Origin of the sequence: Chromobacterium haemolyticum (assembly GCF_002081825.1) — a bacterium.
GTDB lineage: Bacteria > Pseudomonadota > Gammaproteobacteria > Burkholderiales > Chromobacteriaceae > Chromobacterium > Chromobacterium fluminis.
In genome coordinates this window covers 220,945-242,112 of the sequence record NZ_MUKU01000002.1, presented here as the reverse complement: position 1 = coordinate 242,112, position 21,168 = coordinate 220,945, and the positions used below count along the sequence as shown (strand labels likewise).

The following is a 21,168-nucleotide window of genomic DNA, read 5'->3' as shown; positions in this document are numbered from 1 at the left end:
GCGGGCGAATCAGGCGGTAGCCAAGGGATAAGCGGACGATGAGCGAAGAAACGCGCGTTTTGGTGATTGAAGACAGCATGGTGTTGATCCGCCCCTTGTGCCGCATGGTGGAGGAAATCGGCCTATCGCCGCTGCCGGTGTGCTCGCAGCTGGAGGTGCGCGAGGCGCTGGCCTCCGGCCAGCACTTCCTGGCCGCGGTGGCGGATTACAACCTGCCGGATTCTCCCGCCGGCGAGCATTTGCCGCTGTTGTTCCAGCAGGCGATTCCCACCATCGTGCTGACTTCGCGCACCGACGGCGAGGTGCGCGACCGCATCTTGCAGCTGCCGGTGGTGGATTACGTGAGCAAGGAAAGCCCGGCCGCCTTCGATTACGTGATGCGGATGCTGACCCGCATTCGCAAGAACCCGGGCATCAAGGTGCTGGTGGTGGACGATTCCGCTTCTTACCGCCAGTTTCTGCGCGAGAACCTGGAGCGCCACCGCTATCAGGTGCTGGAGGCGGAGGACGCCAAGCAGGCGCTGGAGATTTTGCACCGCGACAAGCACATCAAGCTGGTGCTGAGCGACAACGACATGCCGGGCATGGACGGGGTGCGGATGACCAGCACGATACGCCGCTTTCTGGATCACGACCGCCTGGCCATCATCGGCATTTCCGGCAACCAGGACCCCACCATGACCACGCGCTTCATCAAGGCGGGGGCGGACGACTTTCTGCAAAAGCCGTTTAATTTTGAGGAGTTTTTCTGCCGCGTCACCCGCAATGTGGAGTTTGTGGAGAACCTGGAATCCCTGAAGGAAACCGCGGACCGCGACCCGCTGACCAATTTGTCCAACCGCCGGCATTTTTTTGAGCAGGTGATGCAGTTGAAGAATGGCTACGGGGTGGCGGTGCTGGATATCGACCACTTCAAGCGGGTGAACGATCAGTACGGCCACGATGTGGGCGATCAGGTGATCTGCAACACCGCGCGGCTGATGGAGCAGTTTTTCCCGGACGGCATTGTGGCGCGCTTTGGCGGCGAGGAGTTTGTGATTCTCAGCCCCAGCCCCATTGAGCTGGACATGGTGTGCCGGCTGGAGAGCCTGCGCCTGGCGATAGAGGGCTGTATCCTGACCACCGCCAAGGGCGGGCTGCGCTATACGGTGAGCATTGGCGTGGCGGCGTCGGACATGCCGGAGGTCAGCCGGCTGCTGAAGCTGGCGGACGAGCGGCTGTATCACGCCAAGCAACACGGCCGCAATCAGGTGTGCGGCGGCTGAAGAGCGTCATAGCCGGCACTTTGCCGCTTTACCCCGCTCTTGACGGCCCCCGCCCGAATGGCCAGTTCGCCGTTTGTTTGCGCCGGGACGCCGCCTATAATGACATCGCTTTTTCCGTTCCTCGCGCGCGGCCCCGCGCTTCCTCCGGAGCCGGCGTTTCAACCGGACATCCGCCATGAGCCATCATCATCCGCACGGACCAGGCTGCGCCTGCTGCACTCTTCCTTTGTTGGCTCAGTTGCACGATGAGCTGTCCGAGCAGCCCGACTGGCAGGACGAGGCCAAGCGGCTGATCCGCCAGCAGGAAAAACATTTGCTGCCGGCCTCGCCGCCTCAGACGCTGATCATTTACGGCGGCTCAATTCATACCTTGGCCAGCAGCGGGCGGCAGACGGTGGACGCCGTCGGCATCGCCAAGGGCCGCATCGTGGCTACCGGTTCACGCGAGGAGGTGCGGCAGGCCATGGCCGCCGCCGGGCATAAAAAACCGGAGGAGATGTCGCTGGAAGGCGCCACCTTGCTGCCCGGTTTCGTCGATCCCCACATGCACATCCTGCCCAGCGCGCTGTTTTCGTCCTGGCAGTATGTGGGCGCGTTCTCCGGCCAAACGCTGACGCCGGATTACGGCATTGCCGGCGTGGAAAGCACGGTGCGCGCGGCGCTGGCCGATCCCAAAAAACAGCAAAAGGCCAAGGACGGCACGGCCTGGGTGTTGGGCTTCGGCCTGGATCCTTCGCTGATGCGGACCTGGACCGAACCGGACCTGGACTGGTTCGCCCAGTTTGGCGACAAGCTCCCGATTTTCCTGATGAACGCTTCCGGCCACATCGGCTACGCCAACGCGCCGGCGCTGGCCAAGGCCGGCATCAGCCCGGAATGCAAGGGGGTGCTGGTGGAGGAGCAGGTGCTGCAGATGATGCCGGCGCTGCCCTCCCCGGCCCCGGCAGCCTTGCTCGCCAGCATCAGCCAGGTGCTGCACGGCGCGGCCAAGATGGGCAACACCACGCTGTTCGACGCCGGCCTGGGCTCCGGCAAGGGGCTGTTCGAGGTCTTGCTGCTGGACTTGGTGGCTCAAACCGCGCTGAACCCGGTGCGCATCGCCGCCGCGCTGTTTTCCAACGAAACCCGGCAGATGGACGAGTGGACGCGCTTGTTCCGCCCGGATCTGGACGGCATGGAGGACAAGCGCTTCAGCATCAAGGCGCTGAAACTGGTGTCGGACGGCTCCAACCAGGGGCTGACCGGCTTTCAGACCGAGGCCTACAAATGCTATCCGGAGCATCAGGTGCCTAATGTGCCGGCCACCGGCTTGTTCAATTTCCGCCCGCCCAGCGCCTTCGCCCCGCATTTGCGGCAGGCGGTGGAGCACGGCTGGCCGGCCATGGTGCACGCCAACGGCGACCGCGCCATCGACGAGGTGTTGCAGGCTTACGAGCACGCGCTCAACCACCCCTCCGCGCCGCTGCGGCCGGATTGCGCCGGCACGCGGCTGCGCCATCGCATCGAGCACGCTTCGCTGTTGACCGACGAGCACATCTCCCAAATGGCGCAGCTTCAGCTGTCGCCCAGTTTTTTGATCGGCCACGTCGGCTATTGGGGCCGCGCCTTCCAGCAAACCATTCTGGGCGAGGCCCGCGCCAAGCTACTGGACCGCTGCCTGTCCGCCAAGCGCGCCGGCCTGCGCATCAGCCTGCATTCGGATCACTTCGTCACCCCGCTGGGCGGCCTGCGCATGATGGAGCAGGCGATTTTCCGGGTGATTGAGGCCGCGCCGGAACAGGCCGGCGGCAAGCCGGCGCTGAACCCGGCGGAGCGACTGGACCGGCTCAGCGCGCTGCGCGCGGTGACGCTGGACGCCGCCTGGCAATGCCATATGGACCATATCGTCGGTTCGCTGGAGCCGGGCAAATTGGCGGACCTGGTGGTGCTTGAACAGGACCCGCTGGACCCGGCGGTGAGCAATCTGCGCGATATCCCGGTGCTGCAGACCTGGCGTTCCGGCGCGCCGGTGTATCTGCACGCCAAGCTGGGTTGCGCGACGGAGTCGGCGCCGCCGGCCTGACGCGCGCGACATCCCGGTGCATCAAACCTGGCTGGCCGGCAAGCCGATCTACCACAACCCCAAGACGCACTGAGCCGCGCCCGACGCGCAAAACAAAACCGGCCGGAATCATCCGGCCGGTTTTTACGTTCCGCTCTCTTCCGCCGCGTGGGCCGAGAACGGGACCTAGACTCAATGCGCCACGGACTTGGACATCAGATTCATCACCAAGACCCCGGCCACGATCAGGCCCATGCCTATCATCGCCGGCGCGTCCAGCTTCTGACCGTACATGACCCAGCCGACGATGGAAACCAGCACGATGCCGACGCCGGACCACAGCGCGTAAGCCACCCCCACCGGGATCTGGCGTAGGGTTAGCGACAGCATGTAGAAGGCCAGCATATAGCCGGCGGCCGTCAGCAAGGATGGGCCGATCCGGGTAAAGCCGTCGGAGGCCTTCAGCGAGGAGGTGGCGATCACCTCGCTGACGATGGCGACGGCCAGGAACAACCAGGTTTTCATTCAAGACTCCAGTTCGGCGCAAGGCTTGCCGCCGCGCTCGCGCAGCTTGGCGCGCAGCGTGTCGTACAGCCAGTTGAATACATAAGTGTAAGGCAGGAAGAAGGCGAAGAAGCCCAAATCCAGCAGGAAAGCCTGCCAGTAACTAACGTTCAGCCACCAGGCCGCCAGGGGCACCAGCATGAACACCAGGCCGCCCTCGAACATCAGCGCGTGCAAGGTGCGCACGCCCACCGTGCGGCTCCAGCCCATCGCCGCTTCCAGGCGGTCGAACAGCATATTGAACACCATGTTCCACAGCATGGCCGCGGTGGACATCATGAAGGCCAGCGCGCCCATATGCAGCAGGCTTTGCTCCATCACCAAGGAGGCCAGAGGCACCAGCAGGGCCATCGCGCAAAGCTCGTACATCACGGCGTGGAAGCCGCGCTCCAGCCAGGATTTTTGTTTGTTCATTTTATTTCCCAATCATGACCGTTTAAAGAATCCGTTCACGATCCGCTGCGCGTCGGCGGGATGATTAGACAGAGGCCTTGAAACCGACTTCGAAATGCTCATGTACCCTGTGTACACTCCGCTTTCTCAGCCGCAACGCCTTGTCTTGCCTTAGTTCGCGAGATCGTGAGCTTTAAGATAGTCGCTATTCTGATTGGTTTTTCGGATGGTTAAAAAATAATAACCATCGGCAAAACCGATACATCAAGCCAGCCCTGCTCGGGCGCGGCGCAGCCGGGACAGCAAAGCGGCGCGCACGCCGTCGTACAGCCAGTTGAAGACAAAGGTGTAAGGTAGGAAGAACAGGAAGAAGCCGATGTCCAGCAGGAAGGCCTGCCAGTAGCTGAGCTCCAGCCACCACGCCACCAGCGGCACCAACAGCACTACCAGCCCGCCTTCGAACAACAGCGCGTGCACTACGCGCAGCGCCGGGGTGCGGGCCCAGCCGCGCAGCCGCTCCAACCGTTCGAACAAGGCGTTGAACACGATGTTCCACGACATCGCCACCGTGGTCATCATCAGGGCCAGCACACCGATCTGCGCGGTGTCCTGGCTCAGCAGCCAGCTGGCCATCAGCATCAGCAGCATGACAGCGCACAATTCATAAGCGATGGCGTAGAAGGCGCGCTCCAGCCAGGATTTCTTTACTTGCATCGAGTCTCCTTGATCCGCTGCGGCGCTCACACGGCCGTCGCGGCTTGGTTAGCAGGACAATGACGCGATTTTTATTGGTTTTTCGGATAGGATAAAGATAGGTTTAATCGGAGAAACCGATATGAGCATGTCGCTAGACGCGCTGGCGGCGTTTGCCAACGCCGCCGAACTGGGCTCGTTTTCCGCCGCGGCGCGGCGTCTGGGCAAGAGCCAATCCACCATCAGCGAGGCCATCGCCAATCTGGAGATAGACCTGGCGGTGCAGTTGTTCGACCGCGGCAGCCGTCAGCCGGCGCTGACCCAGGCCGGCCGCCACCTGCTGGGCTATGCGCGGCAGATGCTGGCCATTGGCGATGAATTGAACCAGCAGGCGCAGTTGCTGACCGCCGGGCTGGAGCCGCGGCTGACCCTGGTGCTGTCGGACACGTATCAGTCTTCGCGTTTTCAGGAAGTGACGCGGCAACTGGAACAGAACTTCGAGGCGCTGGAACTGGAATGCCTGGTGGGCGAACAGGACGATGTGCTGGATTTGATCCAGACCGGACGCGCCCACCTGGGCTGCATGGCGGCGCAGAAACAGTACCCGGCCGATATCGGCCACGCCACGCTGGGAGAGGTCAGCGAGGTGGCCTTGTACGTGGCGCGCAGCCATCCGCTGGCTGCGCTGGAGCAGGTGGACCGGCAGGCGCTGAGCGGCCACCGCGAACTGCGGCTGAATACTTACACCGAAAGCAAGCCGGACACGCTGAGCCGACGCTGCTGGTTTGCGCCCAGCTATCTGATGCTGCTGGAAATGGCGATTCTGGGCGCCGGCTGGGCCGAGTTGCCGCGCTGGCTGGCGGATTCCTTCGGCGCCGGCCGGCTGAGCGAACTGCATGCGCCGGGCTGGCCCAAGGCGCGCCACATTGACCTGGTGTGGTCGCGGCGGCGGCCGCTGGGCCTGGCCGCCGTCTGGGTGCGCGAGCAGTTGCTGCGCTCCTGAGCACGCCGCCGCGCCGTGGCGCCAAGCGCGGCGGATGGCGAGGACTCAGGCGCCGGGCATCGTCATCGGCCGCAGAATCCACATCGGCGGCCGGCCGGGATGCAGCTTGCGCAGCCGCAAGGCCGGCGGGAAGATTTTTTCCATGCCGAAGCCGAAGGCCAGAGTGCGATCGGCCTGGCTGACGATGTTGCCGGGCTGGGAGAACACATCCCAGCGCTGACTGGGCAGCGCGGGTTCCGGCAGCAGATCCAGTTGCAAGGGCGAGCCGTCGGCTACTTCATTGGCGGCGATCACCAATTGATTGCCGCTGGTGGCCAGCGCGAACAAGCCCCGGTCGAAGTCGATATTGAACAAGGCGGCGAAATTGTTCTGGAACGGCTGCAGGCTGAGCCGGGAGCCCTTGATCGAATCGTCGGCCACGATGGCGTAATCCGGGAAATAGGCCGAGGTGATGAAATACGAAGTGCTGCTGAAACCCATCTCTTGCTCCTTGCATGAACCCAAAAAGCGGCGGCGAGCCTTAGAACCTGTTCAAAGTCTGCTGCGCTTCAGCGATACGGCGTTGAAAACAAGCTCAAAATGCTCATGTACCACTCGTACATTCCGCTTTTTCGCTTGTTTTCGCCTTGTTTCGCCCTTGCTCGCAAGACCTTGAACAGGCTCTTTGCACCCGCCGCCGCGATCTTTGCCCTTCGCTTACTTAAGCGGTTTCCAGCACCAGTTCCGAGCGCTGAGCCGAGGTCAGCGGCTTGAGCGCCCATTGCTGCGCCGGCGAAGCGTTGAACTCGTACAACCAGATCAGGCTGCCCACGCCGCCGCGGCTCTGGTTGTCGATCACCAGATTCGGGTTTTGACGGCTGGCGATAAAGCCCGGGCGGGAGAACAGATCCCATTGCTGGCTGAGCGAGGACGGGTTGTACGGACGCAGCACCAGCGGCTTGCCGCTGGCCAGATCCGAAATGTCGATCACCAGTTGGTTGCCGCTGGTGGCCAGCGCCAACACGCCGCTGGCGAAGTCGATGTTGAACAGCGAGAGGAAGTTGCCTTGAATGGCGCGCAAGGACAGTTGGGAACCGCTCATCGAGTCATTGGCGGTAATGCCCAGCGTGGTGTTTTGGCTATAGGTGAGGAAGTAAGGAACGCTAGAGAAAGACATATGGCAACCTCCATGTTTATGCCAATCAATTATTGGCTTTCTCAAACTAGCAAGGTTTTCCCATATTGCAAGCGCGCGCCCGCAACGAGCCGCGCCCGGCGTAAAATCCACTCAAAAACCAATTCAGAAACAATAACTTATAAGTAGGTAAGTGAAATTGCTTAAATTTATCTAATGAAGAATGGTCTGTCTGCGCACAGACGGCGGCAACAATGAAAACAGCCGGGCATATGTTATATGGAGTAGGTCAGCAACAAAGCCGGGCGAAATCGTCACCACCAAGCTCAATGAACAGCTGGACGCGCTGGGACAGCGCACGCTGGTCAATCTGACCTCCGACGAATGCTTCAAAAGGCGATGAAGCCCAGGGCGCTGAACGCCGCCATCGTCAAGCCGCTCTTCCAAGACAAGAAGCACGGCCAGTACAAGATCATCAGCTTCTATGCCAAACGCACCCGCGGGCTGATGACAGGCTGGGCCGCCGAACGCGACGTTACCGACCCGGCCGCACTGCGCGATTTCGACAGCAAGGGCGACGCCTTCGACGCGCCCCCTCCAGCGAACTGAACGGGGTTTTCCGCCGCGAACATCACTGATACGCGCAGCCGGCGCTCAACGACTGACTGCATCTTGCGCGCAACAGTTCTCACCAAAACTATCATGCAAAATCCGCATGCATCGCCACCTTCGCCACTAGGTCGATCCAGGCAAAGTCGTCTGCAGCCAGCCGCTAGCTCTGCCAAACCCTCATATTAAATAATTAATTACTAATAATTAAACAATTTTCAATATTGAATTTAACCAACCCGGCAACTACACTCGGTAAACACAAAATATTACAGATCATCGCCATCATTTTAAACAAGGTGAAGATCAAAATAGCGACAAGCGGCCGGCAATCTCCTTGAAACGGGCAAAACGAATTCAGTAGAGGTTCAATATGAACAAGATCATCACCACCTTGGCTGCGCTGGCGGCTATGCAATCCGGCTTGGCCTTGGCTGCCCAAGACGGTGTCATCGGCTTCTCCGGCGCCATCGTCAAAGAGCCATGCACGCAGGAAGCCAGCACTCTAGTCCGCTACGCTTCGCATCCACAACTGTATCAGGCCGCGCGCAAGATCTCCTCCGGCCCTACCTGCTCCGGCTTGGACAACACCCAGTCCGTGACGATCAGCAACGTGAAGACCAGCCAGTCCGCTGAAGGCCAGACCGTAACCGTCGTGTACAACTAAGCGCCGCGAGAACTCAAAAACGCCGCCGCCGCGGACACTCCGCGGCGGCGGCGTTTGCTTTGCCCGTAAAATCAGATTACTGATACAGCATATTGAGCGTCACCACCGATTGCAGCGTGCCAGGCACCACCGCCGTTGTCCGCATGTATTCGACGAACACAGGCAATTGCGCCGTCTGCGACTGGATATTCACCACTCGGGTGTTGTTGGTGCTGTTCGCTCCTATATTCCGCCCGTCCGCCAGCGTTCCCATGAAAACCCCCACGCCTTTGGCCGTGCCGCTTGTATTCGCGAACAGAATGGGGTTATTCGCATCCGGCGTGCCGGAAAAACTGAAGGTGGCGGTATGCAGCGCGGTCGAGCAGTTGTTCGCGGTAATCGTGAAGCTGACGCTACCCGCCGCGCTGCCCACCGCAGGCAGGGCGCTGACGCCTATCGTTGGCAGGGTCACCACCCGGTTGACATCCGCCGTGCTCAAATTACAAGTGCCGCCAGGCGTGAACGTCACCGAGCCGTTGATCAACTGGTTGTAGTTGACCCCGGGATAACCATTCAAGCCCCCCACCCCATCCAGTTGAAACACCGAGTACTGGCTAACCGCCACGGTACCGCTGGACGGCGCGCCCGAGGTTTTGAGCAGCACGATGGAGTATTGCAGCGTCGTGGAGATGGTGCCCCCAACCGGCACAAAGATGCCGGTATTGATCGCTCCGTTCGACTGCGTGTAAGTCTGCCCGTTGAAGATGATGCCGACCTGCAGGCCGGCCGCCAGCGCCACCTTCTTGGGATTGACCCAAAAATACACATTCTCGCCCAGACTCTGCTGGCAATAGACGCTGATGGTCTGCAAGGGCGACTGCCAGATGACCGTGCCGGTTGGCACGGCTGCGGAAACGTACAGATTGCCGGGCAGGCTCAAGGTGGACGTCACGCTGCCTGACGAGCTGGCGCCATTCCAGCAAGCCAGGGCATGGCTGGTCACCGGCAGGCACAGCAAGATCGCGCACAGCCAGGCGCGCAGCACACGGATAATCGATTGGCTCATCATTCTTTCGCTTTCTGATCGCTAGCCTTCACTCGGCATCGCATACTGCTTCGGTTATCGAATAACCCGCGCCATTCAGTCGCGCCGAGGGCGGATAATGGAAGCGGCACTGTTGATCCCGCTCGCTACCCCAGTTGGCCCGCAAGGTTTTCCCTTCCATGCCTCGGAGGAAGGCTCGGCTTCCCTGCCCCACCATCGCCAGTACGTCGCCGTTGTCGGCCAGCACCAACGCCCCCACCGGCACGGCGCTGCCGTCGGCCCGCTTCAAAGTCACGATGACGGGTTTGCCCTGTTCGGTGGCGAATTTGAGCATCACGATGGCCCCGGCGCGCGGCGCGTCCTGTTGCGCGGTCTCCTGCAGCTCGACGTTCTCGCTCATCCCTTTCGGGTCCAGCGAGACTTCGTTCTGCCGGTACGGCATCAACGACGACACCACCGCGTAACCGTCCTGATTGACGCGCACACCATTGGTATTGTTGACCGCCGCGCCCACCGCGCCCGGCGCGTTGATGACGGCGAACGATTCGCCCACCGATTGCGCCGCAGTGACGCCGCCCGGATGGAACACCAGGGCCCCCATAAGCCCAGCATTAACTTGCGAGGAATGGCCCACACTGCTGCCGCCGACGCTGACCGTGGCCACCGAGCTGGCGTACTGCACGCTGGCTCCACCGCCGCCGCTACTGCTGCCTGAGGGCGCGCGGGTATCGCTGGCGTAGACGTTGTAGCTCAGGTTGCTCAGTTCGCCGCTGGTGCCGCTGACTGCTAACTGAGTGCTGCCGCTGTGATCGCTATTGCTGTTGACGCTGGCGGTCAGCAGCGGCGCGTGCGCCGCGCGGCCGAGCGGCATCGACACGCTCAGCGTGTACTGGTTGACGTTGTTGCCCAGAGCATCGTGCAGCCGGCCAGCGGACAGGCTAAAGTTGACCCCCTTGAAGCGGTTGTTGTAACCAACCTGATAGGTCACATCGTGGCCGCGCTGATTCCAGTAGTCCTGCGTCGAGCCGCTGATGTACACATGGCCCCAGCCCGCCGGCAGCGGCTGGTCGGCGTTCAATTGAAACTGGTTGCGGGTGCGGTACACCATGCTGTTCTGATTCAGCAGATTGACATAGTCCCGGAACTGCAGATAACCGGTGGTGGAGTAGCGGTACGCCGCTACCGTGAAGTTGGTGTTGGTGCTTTCCAGCAATTTGCTATAAGCCAGGCGATAGCTCTGACCGCTCATGTTTTCGCTGCCCGCGACATTGGGAAGGCGGTTGGCCCAGGACTGGGTGACGTCCAGCGCCAGAGCGCCGATGGCGGTATTGAGCCCAGCGCCGAAGATGCCGGCCTGGTAATGTTCGGCGGCGATGCCGCCGCCGTACAGCGTCAAGCTGCCATTCACGCCGCGCTGGTAGGTGGCTTGCATGAAGTCCGGATGCTGGCTCAGCGTGCTGTCCCGCCACTGCCCAGCCGTCACCGAATAGCGCGATTGCCCCTGACGCAATAGCTGCCGCACCGAGGCGTAGGGCACGACGAAGGTGCGCACCCGGCCATCGGCCTCGGTCACGGTCACGTTCAGATCGCCGGCGAAGCCGGTGTTGTACAAATCGTCGATGCTGAACTCGCCCGGCGGCACGGTGTTTTCATATATCAGGTTGCCGTTCTGGCGGATCGATACCTTGGCGTTGGTCTCCGCCACGCCGCGCACCACCGGCGCATAGCCTTGCATCGATTCTGGCTGCATGCGGTCATCGGAATTGAGCTGCACCCCGCGGTAGGGCACGCTGTTGAACAAGTCCGACGGCGTGAAGTTGTCGCCGACGGTCAGAACCGAGCGCCAATCGGTGATGTCGCGCTGGGCGTAGGCCGACGTCCCCTGGTAATGACGCTGGCTGCCGTTGCCGCCATCCTGCTGGGTAACGGTGCCGTTATAGCGCAGCCTCCACATGCCGAGGTTCAGGCCGGCGTTGGCGCCCAGATAATATTGGGTGGACGCGCCGTTGGACCCGGTATCGTAACGGTAGACGTTGGCGTTGTAGTTGAGGAAGCCGGCAAAGGGCGCGCCGGCGTCCCAGTATTGGGGATCGACATAGCCGCGAGCATGCGCGCGCAGGTATTTCTGCGGCACGCTGACGTCCAGGTGCAAATCGCCGCTATTGAAGCCGGAGAAGGCGCCGGGCACGAGTTGGGCAATATCCCGACAGGGCTCGTCCTGCATCGGCGCGCTCTCCGGCTTCTGCTCCAGACGCTTGAAATCCACGCCCATCTCTTCCAGCGCCTTTCGGCTGAAACAGGCGAACACCTTGTGATCATCACGCTCCTTCATCAGCACGTCGCGACGGCCGATCCAGGCATCGTTAACGTACACGTCGGCGCGATAATTGCCGGGCAGCGCCCCTCCGGCCTGGTTGAAACGGCTTAGTCCCAACGGCGGCATGCCTGACGGCCGGGTCAAGAACGCCGGATTGAACTGTACATCGTCCTGCGGTGATGTCGGCGCCGCCGGCGCATCGGCCCAGGCCAAAGGGCCGCCGAACAACCCGCAAATAAGCGAGGCAAGAAGCGACAGGCTCCAGCATTCAGCCTGTAATCGAGTCGAGGAAGGTTTCATCGCGCAATCCGTTTTGCTGCGCAGGCGACCGGACAACAGGCGGCCGCCCGAATGGTCAGGGGGCCAGAGCGGCGTCGTGCATCACTGCCGCGCCAAAATCGTTGATGCTCTCGTAACTGAACTGCAACTTGCCCCCAAGCTTGGACTTCAAGTCCTTCAGGGGGAAATCCTTGCTGCCGCCGGGCGGCACCATGCCGCTGTCGGTCTCGTAGGAACGGGCGTTTGCCGTCAGCACCGCGCGATTCAGCGACACGTTGTAGGCCTCCGCATTCGTGGCGCGCAACAGATAGCCCTTGCCGTTGGGCTCGGCCTGCAGCGACCAGCTCAGCTTGTCGGCCGCGTCGTCGGCGCTGCCGGGCAGGCCCTTGGGGCGGTAGAACAACTTGATCCGCGAGCGGAAGGCAACCTGCATGAAGTTGTGCTGCTCCTCGGCGCTCTTGGGCAAAGGCGGAATATCCAGCACGTTCAGCCAGAACACCGATTCGCGGTCTTGAGGCAGATCGGCGCCTGTGAAGGTGATGCGCAGGGTCTGCCCCTTGGCAGGATCCACCCGGAAAATCGGCGGCATGATCAGAAACGGCGCATCCGCGGTATCCGGCGTCGACTTCTCGTTGCCCGCATCCGCCCACACCTCCACCAGCGAAGGCGCTTTGCCGGGGTTGTTGATTTTGACGGTCACTTCGCGGTCTGCGGCGTTGTACACCACCCGGGTACCGGAAATCACCACGCCAGCGTTGGCGACCGCGCTGGTGAAGAAAGTAAGGGCGGCCCAGATCGCAACGCCGCGGACTACGAATGCTGTCATGACTTCTGCCTATTTTTTCTGACTTGAAACGCCAGCCGCGCACAGCGCGGCTGGCAACGACTGCCCACGTCGCTTACTGATAAGTCATCGAGTACTGCACGCTGGTGTTCACCGCACCTGCGCCGGCCGCGCCGCCAGTGGCGATGTACTGCGCGTAGTAGTTCAGCGTCGCTGTGCCGGAACTGATCGGCACTATCTGCGAGTTGGTGTTGTTGGCCAGGTTGATCGCCTGCAGGGTGTTGTTGAGCAGCTGCACTTCCACATTGGTGGCCGCGCCGGCGTTCTTCAGGTTGCCGGTAGCGGCATCCACCGTCGGCCCGATTTCGAAGTGGGTCACTGCGTTTTTCAGTGTGGCGGGGCAATTGCTCAGATTGATGCTGAACGGGGTAGAGCCCGCGGTTTGACCAGCAGTCGCCAGCGAAGATACGCCGACGGTGGGCAGGGTGACGGTAAAGCTGGCCCCCCCGGTGCTGTTGATCGTGCAGGTATTGGCAACAATGTTGCCATTGATGGTGATGGTGCCGTCGGCAGCCAACGCGCCAGCGGCGTAAAAACTCAGGCCGGCGGCCAGTACGGTAACAAGCTTCTTCATTGCTCATGCTCCATTGCGATTGCCGGGTGCTTATCGCGCCCGAATGCGCGTCCTTCCAAGTGGAAAGACGCTCCCATAGCTTCGTCGCGCCAGCGCGGCGAAAATCCGCTATCTAGCTTTCCCGCCCAAGGCGGGAAAGCATCGGCTCCATCTGATCTTCTGCTTCCGCTTTCTCACATTGAAAACAAATTCTTTAATCAGATTTCACAAACACACCCAAATGCATGGTGAGCAATATAAATAAACACACAGAACAACACAAATCACAATTAGTTTAAAATCATTGCGAATGAAAACCGCGCAAACGCCCGGCCACACCAGACAAGACACGCGTCACTGTAATCACAGTCCCGCTTACTGTGGCAGATTCGTCACATCGTGCTCACTGGAACGATAAACCGTCCCAAAACAGGCCAAATCGCGATAAAAACACGGCCGAGCGCCCACGCTATTAAGTTCCTGTGATGAATCCCGCGCCCTGGCAATGAACGGCTTCCTCCACCGGATAACCGGCGTCGCCCTCCCCGCACGCCGCCCCCTGCTCTCTCGCCTCAAACCTTAAAACCCGCGAACAAAGCCTGTTGGAACAGGGTGCACATGCCCACATCTAGTGGAGATAAAACGGAAAATTGTCAGTCAGGAATTCCGGAAGTGATTACAGCCGCCTCCTCCGCCAAGGCGGGCGACCCGGCAGGATGATGTTGAACGCTCAACGACATCCTGCTTGTTCTCACCACAGGCGTGCCTTGGGAACGCCTACAGCAGGAATTCGGTTTTGGTAGTGGGATGAGCAACTGGAGACGCAGGATGCGCCGATAAAGCCCGGGTGCCTGACATCACATACCCCCGAACGCATGAGGGCTGGCTAGGCCTGGCCCTGGTGCTGGACTGGCTCAAGCGGCAGACCATAGGCTGATCGATGCCATCACGCATCGATGGAGAGTTGGTGCTGAATGCCTTGTTGATGGCGGTATGGCCACGCCAGTCAAAACAGAAGGCGCTGGTGCATTCCGACCAGGAGAGTCGGTTCAGTGGTGATGACTGGCAGGACTTCCTGAAAGCGCACCATTTGGCGCCTGGCATGAGCCAGCGCGGGAACTGCCGCGACAATTAGGCGTATTAAGTCCCCAGGCCCAGCACTTGTCGCGTCAGCCCAAATTGAAATGCCCCGACCGAAGCCGAGGCATAACTATTACCAAATCATGAAGTCTTAAAGGCGCGTGCTCATGCCAAACTGTATAAGCTTTTACTCCATATAGCCTGCGCCCGGCTGTTTTGTTTCAGCTTGAGAGCCGAATCAGACCGACAAATAAGACGACTGCTTCAAACCGCGGCAGAACTCCGCGAAGAACAGGCTGCGCTCTTCGCTGCTGAGGTCCGCCGCGCGCGATTTGGCTTCGTAGCGGTTGAGGATGTCTTCCGGCGACAGGTGCACATAACGCAGCATGTCTTCGATGGTGTCATGCTCCTCCACGCCGGAGAACTCCAGCTCGCCGCCGTTGCGCACATAGACGTTGACCGAGTCGGTGTCGCCGAACAGATTGTGCATATCGCCCAGGATTTCCTGGTAAGCGCCCACCAGGAACACGGCGATCAAATACTCGTCGCCCTGCTTCACCTCATGCACGGACAAGCTGGATTCAATGCTTTGCTGGTCCACGTACTGCTTGAGCTTGCCGTCGGAATCGCAGGTCAGGTCCTGCAGCACCGCGCGGCGGGTGGGCTGCTCGTTCAGACGGTGCAGCGGGGTGATCGGCAGAATCTGATCGATGGCCCAGGTGTCCGGCAGGCTCTGAAACACCGAGAAGTTGCAGAAGTACTTGTCGGCCAGGCGGTCGGTCAGCTCGTCGTACACCTGACGCTGCGAACGCTGGCTGGCTTGCAGCTGGCGGTGCAGACGGCGGCACAAGGCGGCGTGCACGTCTTCGGCCAGCGCTTTTTCCTTCAGCGACAGTCGGCCGGAGGCGTACAGATCGGTCACTTCCGACGCATAGTGGCTGGCGCGGTAGTAGATTTCAGTGACCAGGTCGTCGTCGTTGAGCTGAACCAGTTCAAACAGCTTGCGCACCGGCTGCGACAAGGCGGCCAGGTCGTCCACTTGCGGCACTTCGTCCGGCAGGCGCTCGACGTCGGTTACGTTCATGATCAGCACCGCGTGGTGGGCGGTCATCGCGCGGCCGGATTCGGACAGGATGCGCGGATGCGGAATGCCGTTCTCGCCGCAGAACTCGGACAACATGGACACGATCACGTGCGCGTACTCGTCCATGTCGTAGTTGATCGAGCTGTCGTTGCGGGAATGGGTGCCGTCGTAGTCCACGCCCAGGCCGCCGCCCACGTCCACGTGGTCGATGGGCAGGCCCAGCGCGCGCAGTTCCGCGAAGTAACGGATGGCCTCGCCAAAGCCACTGCGGTAATCGCCGATGTGGGCGATCTGCGACCCCATGTGGAAGTGCATCAGGCGTACGCAATCGGCCAGGCCGGCGGCGGTCAGCTTGTCTGTGGCGGAAATCAGCTGGCCGGCGGACAGGCCGAACTTGCCCTTCTCGCCGCCGGTGTCCGCCCATTTGCTGGAAGCCAGCGAGGACAGGCGCACGCGCATGCCGATATTGGGACGAATGCCCAGCTTGCGGGATTCATCGATCACCAGTTCGACTTCCGACTCTTTCTCGATGACGATGAACACCTGGTGGCCCAGACGCTCGCCCATCAGAGCCAGGCGGATGTAGTCGCGGTCTTTGTAGCCGTTGCAGACGATGGTGCAGCCTTGCGGCGCCAGCGCCAGCACCGCCATCAGTTCCGGCTTGGAGCCGGCTTCCAGGCCGATGGACACGTCCGGCGTGGCGATGATGCTTTTCACCACCGCTTCTTGCTGGTTGACCTTGATCGGATAGATGGCGGTATAACGGTTGCCGTAGCCTTGTTCGGCTATGGCCTTGTCGAAGGCCGCGCACAAACGGGTGACGCGGTCTTGCAGAATATCGGGAAACCGCACCAAGAGCGGCAGGTCCAGGCCTTTGCCGGACAGCTCGCCCACCAGGCGATGCAGGTCGATTTCCTTGTTTTGGCGCACATTCGGACGCACAACGATATTGCCGTTGGCGCCCATGTCGAAGTACCCCGCTCCCCAATGCCGGATGCCATACAACGCCCGGCTATCAGCCACAGACCAAGCCATGAGTTTTCCCCTCAAGAACTGATGGAAAGCCCTGAACCCCGAACAATGGGCGAACAGGGATTTCCAAAGGACGCGCCCAGGCCGCCGCCGAAAAAGCGATGAGCCAGCCGCAGGAGCATCCTTATGATGGATAACCCCGCTCCTTAGTGCGCGGCTTTCGGGCTGAACAGCTTTTATGTGGGCCTGGGATGTCGGAGCGAAACAATTGAATTGTAGGTTTGCAAAGCTGCAAACGAGCGCGGATTGTAACAACATCACGCGGCTTGACAAGTAAAAAAATGTATAAAAATCCGCATGTCCAATTTAATCGACAAGCGCGCGCCGGGCGGCCCGGCAAGCCTTGCCGGGCAAGGCTTGAGCAAAAACAGCCCCCTATATTTTTCTCATGCCGGCAAGCGGCCGTTTCTCCGGGCGAAGGCCTTGTTGTTCAGACAATGGGCTTGTCCAAAATATTCAACAACAGCGTGTTCCGCCCCCCTGCTCCGCCCCCTAAAAAAACCACAGCGCGATCTGGCGCGCCAAGCCGCGCCAGACAAGGCTTTTAGCCCAAATACGGCATGTTTTTTCAAATCTGCGCCACACGCCGCCACCAGCCGCGCCGGCTCTGGTTACAATGCCCCGGTCATCACTAGCCGCAAGCACGAGCCAGCCCATGCGCGAGCATCACCACGATTTTCTGTCCTGGACCATGAACCCCGCCTCCCCGGCCTCCGCCGAATGGCAGCTCCACTCCGGCGTGCGGGCGCGCTGGCTGGACTACGGCGTCGTCGAGCTGGAACCCCTCGCCGCCGCCGACGATTCCCTGCTGCTGTCCAGCGGCGTGCACGGCAACGAAACCGCGCCTATCGAGGTGCTCAACGCCATTCTGGCCGACATCGCCGGCGGCAAGCTGGCGCTGCGCTGCCGGCTGCTGGTGATCTTCGGCAATCTGGACGCGATGCGGCTGGGCAAGCGTTATCTGGATTACGACATGAACCGGCTGTTCAACGGTGCTCACGCGCGCCAGCCGGACGCGCGCGAAGCCGAGCGCGCGGCGCGGCTGGAGCAGGCGGCGGCGGACTTCTTCGCCTCCGCCCGCGGCCGCCGCTGGCATTACGATCTGCACACCGCCATCCGCGGCTCAGTGTTTGAGAAGTTCGCCATCTATCCGTATATCCACGAGCGCCCGCACAGCCGCGAGCAACTGGCCTGGTTGAAAAGCTGTCAGGTGGAAACCGTGCTGCTGCACAGCCAGCCGGCCAATACCTTCAGTTACTTCACCAGCCGCCACTGCCAGGCGGACGCCTTCACGCTGGAGCTGGGCAAGGCGCGGCCGTTTGGCCAGAACGACCTGTCCCGCTTCGCCGGCATAGACCAGGCGCTGCGCCGGCTGCTGTCCGAGCCGGAACAAGAACTGCCCGGCTACCGCGACGGCGACCTGCCGCTGTTCCAGGCCAAGTACGACATCGTCAAACACAGCGAGGCTTTCCGCCTGCACCTGGCCGACGATGTGGAGAACTTCACCGCGCTGCCAGATGGTTTCCTGATCGCCGAGGACGGCGAGCACCGCTACGTGGCCGTCGGCGGCGAGGAGCGCATTCTGTTTCCCAATCCCACGGTCAAGCCCGGCCTGCGCGCCGGCATCGTGGTGGAGCCGGCGCGCTTGCCTTAGAACCTGTTTACGATCTGCTGCGCGTCGCGAGACGTGGCGCGGTGAGTACCCCTTCGAAATGCTCATGTACCACGCGTACATTCCGCTTTCTCAGCCGTTTTCGCCTTGTCTCGCCTTAACTCGCGAGATCGTAAACAGGCTCTTAGATCCGTGCGCAAAAACGCCGCAACCCAGGTTGCGGCGTTTTTCATTACTGCAGGATTGCCCGCCCCGCGCGGCGTTTCACGCGAACTCGGCGGCCACTACCCTCGCCACCGCGGCGATCACCGCGTTGCGCTCGTCCATCATCGCCGGCGAACCCCAGTAATACACAGACAAGATCAACGGCGACTTGCCCGGCCGCCAGGCCACGGCCACATCGTTGGCGGCGCCGTGGCCGCCGCTGCCGGTCTTGTCCCCCACCCGCCACTCCGCCGGCAAGCCGGCCCGGATACGCAGGTTGCCGGTGGTGTTGCCCAGCAGCCAGTCGTTCAACAGCCCGCGCTGCCGCTCCGGCAATGATGGAGAAAACAGCAAGGCATGTAGATTGGCCGTCATCGCCGCCGGCGTGGTGCTGTCGCGCGGATCGTCCGGCTCGGCGCGGTTCAGCTCCGGCTCGATGCGGTCCAGACGACTCAAGCCGTCGCCCAGCGAACGGGCGAAGCGGGTCACCTCTTGCGGCCCGCCCAACTGCTCCAGCAGCAAATTAGCTGCGGTGTTGTCGCTGAAGCGCATCGCCGCGTCGCACAGGTCTTTTACCGACATGCCCTGCTCCACATACTGTTCGGCGATAGGCGAATAGTCGATCAACTGCTCGCGCCGGTAGCTGACATGACGATACAACAAGTCCGGCTGAGCCGCGCTGCGTTGCAATATGGCGCCCGCCAGCAGCAGCGCGAAGGTGCTGCACATCGGAAAACGCTCATCGGCGCGGTAGGCCAGGGTCCGCCCGCTGTCCACTTCTTGCGCGAACACGCCGATGCGGCCGCCGGCATTGCGTTCCAGCTCCGCCAGCTGCCGCGCCGTCGGCGCTTCGCCCGGCGCCCGCAACGACGGACGCGCACAACCCAAAATCAAAGGCGAGGCGGCCAAAGCCGCCAGCAAGGCGCGCCGCTGCGCGAAATAATCCATAGTTCCATCCCCAGATCGGTATGACGACGCGGCTTATGACACAGCCGGCCATCGCGGTTTAGTTCCCCCGATGCGCATTGCCGCTACCGGCGACAATGACAATGAACTAAAATGCGGTGCATATTCTTTTTGGCTTGAATTCATTGAATCTACGCGTCAAAGCATCATAGACAGATTCAAGCATCTTTAATGACACATTAAACAAGCTAATGACATGAAAAATCCAGCTCAGTTCCGTATGCCTGTCTGGCGACGTCTCGCCGGCCTTCTGGGCCTCAGCCTGGCCCTGCTTGCCGCGCCGGTTCAGGCCAAAGCCCCTCACCCCCATCGCCATGCCAGCGCGCCGGCTCAGGAGCAGTTGCTGGAACACGGCAGCTACACCAACTCCGACGGGGTAGAGGTGCACAGCCCGGCCCATACCCGTTCCGGCAAAGCGCCGGCCGGCGCCAGCGCGCGTTGCCGCGACGGCAGCTACAGTTTCAGTCAGCACCGGCGCGGCACGTGCTCGCATCATGGCGGCGTGGCGGCCTGGCTCTGAGAACCCGTTCATAGTCTGCTGCGCTTCAGCGATACGGCGTTGAAACCAAGCTCAAAATGCTCATGTACCATTTGCATTGAACGGGCTCTCGCCTCACACCAGACAGCCGGCAAACACCAGATACACCGCGCCCGCGCCCAGCAGCCAGCGGCCGTCCACGCTGCCCCGGCGGAACAGCAGCCACAGCCCGGCGATCGCCGCCATTGTGGCCAGACCGGACCACAGCAAGACGCTATCGAACATCCACGGGGTGAAGAACAGGCCGAAAGCGCTGGGAATCGTCGCCTGAATCATCATCGCGCCGGAGATATTAGCCAAAGCCAGACGCTCCTTGCCCTGGCGCAGCCAGATCAGCGCGTTCATGATTTCCGGCAATTCCGTGGCCACCGGGCTCAGCAGCAAGGCCACCAAATGCGGCGCCACGCCCCAATGACCGGCCAGCGCTTCCAGCTGCGCGACAAAGCCGTGCGCCGCCACCGCGATCACCGTCAAGGCCAACAAGGCCTGCGTCGCCGCCCAGCCCAAGCCGCCTCCGGCGCGCAGCTTCAAGGCGTCCAACTCCTCCTCTTCCGGCGCGGTCTCCGCGCTGCGGATCTCGCGCCAGACATAGGCGGCGTAAGCGGCAAGGAACAGCACGCCCAGCCAGGGCTTGATGGCGAAGGCCACCAGGCCCAACGCTACCTTCAAGGCGAAGACGAACAGGAAGGCCATCTGGTCGCCGGCCAGCCGGCGGTGATCGACGCGCAGCAGATAATCGGCGCGCCCCAACCGGCTGCGGTTGCGCCACAGGGCGAAACCCACCACCGCGTAAGCCAGCGTGGCCAGCACCAGCGGCCCGCCCAAGGCGGCTCCGACGCCGATGTCCTTATGTTGCGGCGTGTCGCCGAAGGCCATGGCGGTCAAAGTCACCGCGCTCTCCGGCAAGGCGGTGCCGAAAGCGGCGAGCACGGTGCCTACGGCGCTGGCGCCCAGGTTCAGATGGCGTCCGCACCATTCAATGGCGTTGACGAAGTATTGACAGGATAGATAGATCAGGACGGCGAGGCCGAGCAGAAACGACAGGGTCAACAGCATGGATGGTCTTGGGCCGGGCAAGCGAATGGACAATGGCGCAACGACGCGGCTTGCCCGGCGGCAAACGCATCGTGGCCAAAGGTCTCGCTTGGCGGCGCCGGCAATGCCGGCCGCTGACCGCGCCATGAGGAAAGCTCCTCAAGTTTGTTGACGCGGCCTCTTCGGCGGGGCCGAAGATGGCTACTCCCCAATGACAACGGCGCCATTGTGCCAGCCCGGGCTCAATGGCG

Annotated in this window: 19 protein-coding genes, 1 pseudogene and 1 riboswitch; of the genes and pseudogenes, 8 read left to right on the top strand and 12 right to left on the bottom strand. The window is 61.7% G+C overall.

Features of this window, described 5'->3' with window-relative positions:
* Positions 1 to 38: 38 nt before the first annotated feature.
* Positions 39 to 1,265, top strand: coding sequence for a diguanylate cyclase (locus B0T39_RS02300; protein ID WP_081544621.1), 1,227 nt, complete (start codon positions 39 to 41; stop codon positions 1,263 to 1,265).
* Between the two features lie 175 nt (positions 1,266 to 1,440).
* A complete protein-coding gene (locus B0T39_RS02295) occupies positions 1,441 to 3,327 on the top strand; it encodes an amidohydrolase (protein WP_081544620.1) in 1,887 nt (628 codons plus the stop codon).
* 171 nt (positions 3,328 to 3,498) lie between these two features.
* Here the strand turns inward: B0T39_RS02295 and B0T39_RS02290 are convergent, their stop codons facing one another.
* From B0T39_RS02290 to B0T39_RS02280, 3 genes are all read right to left on the bottom strand, one after another.
* A complete protein-coding gene (locus B0T39_RS02290) occupies positions 3,499 to 3,831 on the bottom strand; it encodes a DMT family transporter (protein ID WP_081544619.1) in 333 nt (110 codons plus the stop codon).
* Positions 3,832 to 4,284 (bottom strand): multidrug/biocide efflux PACE transporter, encoded by a 453-nt coding sequence (locus B0T39_RS02285; RefSeq protein ID WP_081544618.1) that lies wholly within the window; start codon positions 4,282 to 4,284, stop codon positions 3,832 to 3,834.
* A gap of 243 nt (positions 4,285 to 4,527) precedes the next feature.
* The gene (locus B0T39_RS02280; RefSeq protein WP_081544617.1) at positions 4,528 to 4,977 is read right to left on the bottom strand and encodes a multidrug/biocide efflux PACE transporter; all 450 of its coding nucleotides are present in this window, start codon (positions 4,975 to 4,977) and stop codon (positions 4,528 to 4,530) included.
* Between the two features lie 121 nt (positions 4,978 to 5,098).
* Between B0T39_RS02280 and B0T39_RS02275 the strand changes: the two genes are divergently transcribed.
* The gene (locus B0T39_RS02275) at positions 5,099 to 5,959 is read left to right on the top strand and encodes a LysR family transcriptional regulator (protein ID WP_081544616.1); all 861 of its coding nucleotides are present in this window, start codon (positions 5,099 to 5,101) and stop codon (positions 5,957 to 5,959) included.
* 45 nt (positions 5,960 to 6,004) lie between these two features.
* Here B0T39_RS02275 and B0T39_RS02270 read toward each other — a convergent pair whose 3' ends face one another.
* Positions 6,005 to 6,439 (bottom strand): hypothetical protein, encoded by a 435-nt coding sequence (locus tag B0T39_RS02270; protein WP_081544615.1) that lies wholly within the window; start codon positions 6,437 to 6,439, stop codon positions 6,005 to 6,007.
* A 220-nt stretch (positions 6,440 to 6,659) separates the two neighbouring features.
* A complete protein-coding gene (locus tag B0T39_RS02265; protein ID WP_081544614.1) occupies positions 6,660 to 7,115 on the bottom strand; it encodes an RICIN domain-containing protein in 456 nt (151 codons plus the stop codon).
* A gap of 357 nt (positions 7,116 to 7,472) precedes the next feature.
* Between B0T39_RS02265 and yaaA the strand changes: the two genes are divergently transcribed.
* Both yaaA and B0T39_RS02255 read left to right on the top strand, forming a co-directional pair.
* A complete protein-coding gene (gene yaaA / locus B0T39_RS26090; RefSeq protein WP_254894470.1) occupies positions 7,473 to 7,682 on the top strand; it encodes a peroxide stress protein YaaA in 210 nt (69 codons plus the stop codon).
* Positions 7,683 to 8,055: 373 nt separating this feature from the next.
* Positions 8,056 to 8,349 (top strand): hypothetical protein, encoded by a 294-nt coding sequence (locus tag B0T39_RS02255; RefSeq protein ID WP_081544613.1) that lies wholly within the window; start codon positions 8,056 to 8,058, stop codon positions 8,347 to 8,349.
* A gap of 76 nt (positions 8,350 to 8,425) precedes the next feature.
* Here the strand turns inward: B0T39_RS02255 and B0T39_RS02250 are convergent, their stop codons facing one another.
* From B0T39_RS02250 to B0T39_RS02235, 4 genes are all read right to left on the bottom strand, one after another.
* Positions 8,426 to 9,394, bottom strand: a complete 969-nt coding sequence (locus tag B0T39_RS02250; protein WP_141111041.1) for a fimbrial protein — start codon at positions 9,392 to 9,394, stop codon at positions 8,426 to 8,428.
* Between the two features lie 28 nt (positions 9,395 to 9,422).
* Positions 9,423 to 11,990: a fimbria/pilus outer membrane usher protein gene (locus tag B0T39_RS02245; protein ID WP_081544611.1), complete on the bottom strand. Its 2,568-nt coding sequence runs from the start codon at positions 11,988 to 11,990 to the stop codon at positions 9,423 to 9,425.
* Between the two features lie 55 nt (positions 11,991 to 12,045).
* Positions 12,046 to 12,795 carry a fimbrial biogenesis chaperone gene (locus tag B0T39_RS02240; protein WP_081544610.1) on the bottom strand — a complete coding sequence of 250 codons (750 nt, stop codon included), beginning with the start codon at positions 12,793 to 12,795 and terminating at the stop codon, positions 12,046 to 12,048.
* Between the two features lie 73 nt (positions 12,796 to 12,868).
* Entirely contained in the window at positions 12,869 to 13,387 is a 519-nt protein-coding gene (locus B0T39_RS02235; protein WP_043641656.1) for a fimbrial protein, read from the bottom strand.
* Positions 13,388 to 14,213: 826 nt separating this feature from the next.
* Here B0T39_RS02235 and B0T39_RS26085 point away from each other — a divergent pair.
* A pseudogene (locus tag B0T39_RS26085) lies at positions 14,214 to 14,498 on the top strand (DDE-type integrase/transposase/recombinase); the annotation flags it as partial.
* A gap of 186 nt (positions 14,499 to 14,684) precedes the next feature.
* On the opposite strand, the gene speA reads toward B0T39_RS26085, so the two are convergent.
* On the bottom strand, positions 14,685 to 16,565 hold the full coding sequence (speA, locus tag B0T39_RS02225) for an arginine decarboxylase (RefSeq protein WP_081544608.1): 1,881 nt from the start codon (positions 16,563 to 16,565) through the stop codon (positions 14,685 to 14,687).
* 652 nt (positions 16,566 to 17,217) lie between these two features.
* Here speA and astE point away from each other — a divergent pair.
* Positions 17,218 to 18,216 carry a succinylglutamate desuccinylase gene (gene astE, locus B0T39_RS02220; RefSeq protein WP_141111040.1) on the top strand — a complete coding sequence of 333 codons (999 nt, stop codon included), beginning with the start codon at positions 17,218 to 17,220 and terminating at the stop codon, positions 18,214 to 18,216.
* 222 nt (positions 18,217 to 18,438) lie between these two features.
* Here the strand turns inward: astE and bla are convergent, their stop codons facing one another.
* Positions 18,439 to 19,326, bottom strand: coding sequence for a class A beta-lactamase (bla, locus tag B0T39_RS02215; protein ID WP_081544606.1), 888 nt, complete (start codon positions 19,324 to 19,326; stop codon positions 18,439 to 18,441).
* Positions 19,327 to 19,540: 214 nt separating this feature from the next.
* Here bla and B0T39_RS02210 point away from each other — a divergent pair, with 214 nt between their 5' ends.
* Complete coding sequence (locus B0T39_RS02210; RefSeq protein WP_206118943.1) at positions 19,541 to 19,864, top strand: DUF3761 domain-containing protein; 324 nt, start codon at positions 19,541 to 19,543, stop codon at positions 19,862 to 19,864.
* A gap of 93 nt (positions 19,865 to 19,957) precedes the next feature.
* On the opposite strand, the gene B0T39_RS02205 is transcribed toward B0T39_RS02210, so the two are convergent.
* Positions 19,958 to 20,938 carry a sodium:calcium antiporter gene (locus B0T39_RS02205; protein ID WP_081544604.1) on the bottom strand — a complete coding sequence of 327 codons (981 nt, stop codon included), beginning with the start codon at positions 20,936 to 20,938 and terminating at the stop codon, positions 19,958 to 19,960.
* 56 nt (positions 20,939 to 20,994) lie between these two features.
* A riboswitch (yybP-ykoY riboswitch) is annotated at positions 20,995 to 21,139 on the bottom strand.
* Between the last annotated feature and the right edge of the window lie 29 nt (positions 21,140 to 21,168).